General features: G+C 68.4%; 1 protein-coding gene. It reads left to right on the top strand.

The window, feature by feature from the left end:
• Positions 1–472 precede the first annotated feature (472 nt).
• Positions 473–1,561, top strand: coding sequence for an IS630 family transposase (locus tag AC5LUJ_RS22160; protein WP_493465664.1), 1,089 nt, complete (start codon positions 473–475; stop codon positions 1,559–1,561).
• The last annotated feature ends 361 nt before the right edge of the window (positions 1,562–1,922 follow it).

The raw sequence follows: 1,922 nt of genomic DNA, 5'->3' as shown, positions 1-1,922 counted from the left end.
TTTCCCGGGACAGCGCGCAGTTGCCGTTGACGTCGGCGGTGTCAGCGAACCGGTACACCTACGCCAACGCCAACCCGCTGACGTACAGCGACCCCAGTGGTCATAACGCTGCTGTTATAGGCGGGGAGGTTGGGTGTGCGGTTGGTGGGCTGTTCGGGTGCGTGGTTGGTCTTGTAGCTGGTGCGGTTGTCACGGCGGCTGTGGCGTACGCGGCCGATCGGGCTATTGATCATGTTTTGGATCGGGGTGATTCACGGGGGGCCTCGGTGCCGGCTGCTGTTCCGGCGGTGTCGTCGGTGTCGAGGCCGTGGGTGGATGGCTGGTCGGCGGGGGCTTCCCTGAGTGTGGCTCCGGCGCTGCCTGGGGGTGGGAGTCTGCCAGTTGGTGGCGGCTCATCGGGTGGGAGCACGGGTAAGTCGGGCGGGACTAGTGTCCTGAGTCTTAGATTTCTATTCTGATCGTATACTGGGTTATGCCTGGTCCGAGTGCCGTGCCGATCGAGCTGTCCACCGTGGAACGGGAGGTGCTGGAGGGCTGGACGCGGCGGCGTAAGACCGCGCAGGCGCTGGCGCAGCGTTCCCGGATCGTGCTGGCGTGCGCCGCTGGGGCGACGAACGCGCAGGTCGCGGCGGATCTCGGGGTCAGCCGGGTCACGGTGGCGAAGTGGCGGGACCGGTTCGCGGCTGACCGGTTGGAGGGGCTGTCGGACGAGCCGCGGCCGGGCCGGCCGCGCACCGTGTCCGACGTGAAGGTCGACGAGGTCATCACCAGGACGCTGGAGGAGAAACCGGCCAACGGCGACACCCACTGGTCGAGCCGGTCGATGGCCCGGGCATCGGGACTGTCGCAGTCGACGGTCTCGCGGATGTGGCGGGCGTTCGGGCTCAAACCGCACCTGGTCGAGACGTGGAAGCTCTCGACCGACCCGCAGTTCGTGGAGAAGGTCCGGGATGTCGTCGGCGTCTACCTCGACCCTCCCGAGAAAGCGATCGTGCTGTGCGTCGACGAGAAGTCGCAGATCCAGGCCCTGGACCGCACCGCGCCGGTCCTGCCGCTGATGCCGGGCACGCCGGAGCGGATGACCCACGACTACGTCCGCAACGGCACCACCAGCCTGTTCGCCGCGCTCGACCCGACGTCCGGGGCGGTGATCGCCCAGCACTACCGGCGCCACCGCGCCCAGGAGTTCTTGCGGTTCCTCAAACTGATCGACGCCTCGGTACCGACCAGCTACGACCTGCACCTGATCCTGGACAACTACGCCACCCACAAGACCCCGGCAGTGAAGAAGTGGCTGCTGCGCCACCCCAGGTTCCACCTGCACTTCACCCCCACCTCGTCCTCGTGGATGAACCTCGTCGAACGCTGGTTCGCCGAGCTGACCACCCGCAAGCTGCGCCGTTCGACGCACCGCTCCGTCGTCGAACTCGAAGCCGACATCCGCAAGTGGACCAACGCCTGGAACAAGGACCCGAAGCCGTTCATCTGGACCAAGACCGCCGACCAAATCCTCAAGACCCTCGCCGCCTACTGCGAACGAATTAACGACTCGGGACACTAGCGGGCGGGCTGTTCCGAAGACACGGGCGAAGCCGCCGCAGGTGAGGCCGGAGCCGCGGTCGCCGATTCCGGCGATTCTGGCGCCGGCGCCGGCACCGTTGCCGCCGGTGGGGGTGGTGTGGTCGTCGGCGTCGGCTATCGCCTCCCAGGCGGGCTGGTCGCCGCAGGGTGGGCCGTTCACTGTGCCGGCGTGTGCGTCGGGGAGCTGCGCGGATGGGCTGTCGGCGGCTGCTCGTGCGGGGGACGCCGGGCCGGGGATAACCGATTTCGCGGAGGCCAACTGCGCCGCCTCCGGGGGTGCGCAGCCGCTGGCGGGGGCGTGTATGCCGCCGCTGCCGGTGTTCCCCGCGGATCCGGCGGAA

It is taken from the genome of Protofrankia sp. CiP1_Cm_nod3 (assembly GCF_982290655.1).
The sequence above is the reverse complement of the archived record's forward strand: the minus strand, read 5'-3'. Positions and strand labels throughout refer to the sequence as shown.